This is a genomic window from Gemmatimonadota bacterium, assembly GCA_026706345.1.
Taxonomy (GTDB): Bacteria; JAAXHH01; JAAXHH01; order JAAXHH01; family JAAXHH01; genus JAAXHH01.
On the sequence record JAPOYX010000024.1, the window covers coordinates 1 to 3,668 of the forward strand.

Genomic DNA, 3,668 nt, shown 5'->3' on the forward strand with positions numbered 1-3,668 from the left:
GCTTGACCCGGAAACCGACGAGGTTGTAGGCGGCATCCGCGATGTGGACCTGGGCGGCTTTGCCTACACCGCGTGGTCGGACAAGGACTACGAGTACATCTATGCGCTCGTCGAGCCCGCCGGTTACGCGCCGGGCCGTGCGACCGGCATGTTCGCTGCCGTGAGCATGTACCAGGGCCGGTTCACGGCCTTGCGCCCGTTCTGGATCGCCAAGATCGACCCGGACACCTGGGAGGTGCTGCGCGAATACCCCATCCCCGGCTATCGGCCCAATTGGCTGGTCGTGGATTCGGCCAAGGAGAACATGTACGTCATCAACTCGCTCTCCAACGCTGCCAAGATCAATATCGAAACGGGCGAGGTCGTCTGGACCAACGGGACCGGCATCGGTCCGTACGGCGCGTCGCTCAATATCGACGAGACCGAACTCTGGGTCGCGGACAAGGGCGAGGGCGCTCACCACCTGGGCCGCACCGTCACCATCATCGACACCCAGACCGGGCATGCCACCGAAACGCTCTACGGCGCCTACAAGGTGGACCATGTGCTTCTTGACCCCACCGGCACGGAAATGTGGGCCACCAGCAACGGCGAGGGCCGAATTTACGTCTACGATGCCAAGTCGAGGGAACTGACGAACATCATCGACATGCCGGGTAACGGCGATGCCCACGGCCTCGTGTGGGTGCACTACGACGAGAATGGCGAACCGCGCGTGGTACGCGACCAGGGCAATTTTCACGGCGGTATCAATCCCGTCCTGGGCAACGCGCTGAATTTCTAGCCGATCCGCACGCTATCAGATTTTTATACGCAATCGCGTATTTTCTGCAGTTATACGCATTAACGTATAGGGTGAATTTGTGTGCGCACGCACAGACAAGATGAGTGCGCCACCCGGGAGGAAAGCCATGGTAACCACCGAGTCACCGCGTTCATTCTTTAAACAGTTCGCCCGCCTTGCCGCGGCTACCCTCTTGCTGGCCTTCCCCATCGCCGGGTTGCAGGCCCAGCCCGCAGATTGGACGGAGCCGTTCCCGGGGCACCGGGTCATCGGAAATCTGTATGCCGTAGGTACCGCCGGCCTGGGCGTTTTCCTGATCGCATCGGACGAGGGTCACATCCTGATCAACTCCGGTTTGGAGGATTCCACGCCTCTCATCCGGGAGAACATCGAATCAGTGGGCTATCGCCTGGAGGACGTCAGGATCCTGCTGACCATGCAGGCCCACTGGGACCACACGGCTGCACTGGCGGAAATCAAGGAGATCACCGGGGCCGAGATGTGGGCCACGGCCGGCGACGGCAGGGTGCTGGAGGACGGCGGTTTCAGCGACCCACATTTTGGTGGCCGGGAGTCGTTCCGGCCGGTGGAGGTCGACCGGATCATCAACGACGGCGATGTCATCGAGCTGGGTGATATTCGCCTGCGCGTTCACCATCATCCGGGCCACACGGAGGGCAGTTCGAGCTACTCCATGCAGGTGACGGAAGACGGACGCGACTACAACGTCGTGGTCGCGAACATGGGTACCATCAACGAAGGCAAGCGGCTGGTTGTCGACCCCACCTATCCCGGGGTGGCAGATGACTTCGCCAGTACGTTCGCAAGCCAGAAGGCAATGGGCGTGGATGTCTGGGTCGCCGCCCACGGCGGCCAGTACGGCCTGCTGAACAAGTACCGGCCGGGGCAGGCGTACAGTCCGGATACCTTCGTCGATCCTGAAGGATTCATTGCCGAGGTCGAGCGGCTTGAGCGCATCTACGAGGAACAAGTCGCTGCAGAAAGCGCCGAATAGTAGCGTTGAGCGTAACCGGGCGCCTGACCGCTCGCAGGCACCGGGTGCGGGCGCCAGGCGATACGGTCAAGGCCTGGTCCTGCGTGGAGTCTTTTTGGTCGCGGTTGATCCTTTCGTCTGTGTAACGCGCTTCCAATTGCGTCTGCGCTATACTTTTTCGTCCGGTCGAAGCCGCGTGGCGTCGGCCACTGCCCAGCGGCTTTGCCGGATTCCAACGAGGAGTCAACCGGTATGGAAAGAAGAGTCCTTTCAGTCCTGTTCATCGGCTTGCTGATCATCACGTCCTCCGCAGCCCAGGATTCCGTGGAGGCGCTCGTGGAGCGGGGCAGCGAGCTGTTCAATGCCGACATCGGGTGCTGGGTGTGCCACGGCGAGACGGCCGAGGGGCTGGTGGGCCCCACGCTGCACTTCGGCCCCACGCCGGTGGACATCTACGATCAGCTCGAGAACAACCCGATGATGGGCGTGATCGTTGCTGAGATGAATCCCAGCGACACCGATCTCGAGGCGATCGCCATGTACGTTCGCACCCTGGCGGACCTGCCGCTGGACATCGGCCTGGTGCAGGGTTGGCGGGATGCGCTGGCGGCGGTGAGGGCAAACCAGGCGGAAGAGCAGGAGTTTGCCAAGACGCCGCGCGACCTGCAGGTGGAGGCGGTGGAGACGTTCGCCTCGGTGCAGGAGACCTGGACGCGGCGGTCCATCGAAGGCGGCGTCTGGAGCGAGTATCCGTCGCGGATCGTGGCGAGGTGGGATCCCGGCGAGCCCAAGTTCACGCCTGAACCGGGCAAGACCTACTTCTACGAGAACGTGGGCACGACCAGTTCGCCGTCGGTGCTGTTCGACGGTTACCAGCCCCCGCCCAGCAACCAGCTCGTGGTCGGCGATGCCCAGACCATGGAAATCATCGCCACCCACATGATTCCGGAGCAGCTACGGGCCGTGGTGCACACTTCGGCCATGTCGCCGGACGGCAAGTACGCCTACATGGTCGGCCCCCGCGAGCCCACCGCCGACGGCACGCCGGACCCGGCCGGCGCCTGGACGATGCTCAAGCTCGACGCCATCACCCTGCAGCCCGTGTTGCAGGTCACCATCGGCGCCCGGCTGCATCACGGCCAGGTCTTCAGGGACAAGGTGCTGTTCGACGTTTTCGTGCGCGACCAGGACGGGCTGGGGCTGTTCCTGTACGACCCGGAAACGGACGAGATCCTGGGCGGCGTCAGGGACGTCGACATGGGCGGCTTCATCTACACCGTCTGGACCGACAAGGACTACGAATACATCTACGCGCTGATGGAGCCCGCCGGTTACGCCCCGGGGCGCAGCACGGGTATGCAGGGCGTCCGGATGATGTACCAGGGCAGTTTGTTGGCCATGCGGCCTTTCTGGGTCGCCACCATCGATCCGGAGACCTGGGAGGTCGTCGCCGAGTATCCCATCCCGGGCTACCGCCCCAACTGGGCCGTCATCGACAACGCCAAGGAGTACATCTATCCGATCATGAGCAGTTCCGTTGCCGCCAAGGTGGATATCAAGACGGGCGAGATCATCTGGACCAACGGAACCGGCATCGGGCCGTACGGCGGGGCGCTCAACGCGGAAGAGACTGAGCTTTGGGTCGCCGACAAGGGCGAGGCGGCGCATCACCTCGGCCGGACGATCACCATCATCGACACGCAGACCGGGCACGCCACCGAGACCCTGTACAGCGCCTACAAGCTGGACCACGTCCTGATGTCGCCCAACGGCAGGGAGATGTGGGCCACCAGCAACGGCGAGGGCAGGATCTACGTCTACGACGTCGACAGCAAGGAACTGATCCGCAAGATCGAGATGCCCGGCAACGGCGTCGACCACGGGCCCACC

The 3,668-nt window shown here is 63.2% G+C and carries 3 protein-coding genes; all 3 read left to right on the forward strand.

Features of this window, described 5'->3' with window-relative positions; genetic code table 11:
• A partial coding sequence (locus tag OXG98_03005; protein ID MCY3770978.1) for a YncE family protein occupies nt 1–784 on the forward strand: 784 nt, incomplete at its 5' end.
• A gap of 127 nt (nt 785–911) precedes the next feature.
• Nucleotides 912–1,799 carry a subclass B3 metallo-beta-lactamase gene (gene bla, locus OXG98_03010; GenBank protein ID MCY3770979.1) on the forward strand — a complete coding sequence of 296 codons (888 nt, stop codon included), beginning with the start codon at nt 912–914 and terminating at the stop codon, nt 1,797–1,799.
• A gap of 231 nt (nt 1,800–2,030) precedes the next feature.
• Nucleotides 2,031–3,668 (forward strand): hypothetical protein (locus OXG98_03015; GenBank protein ID MCY3770980.1); only part of this gene is annotated, 1,638 nt, incomplete at its 3' end.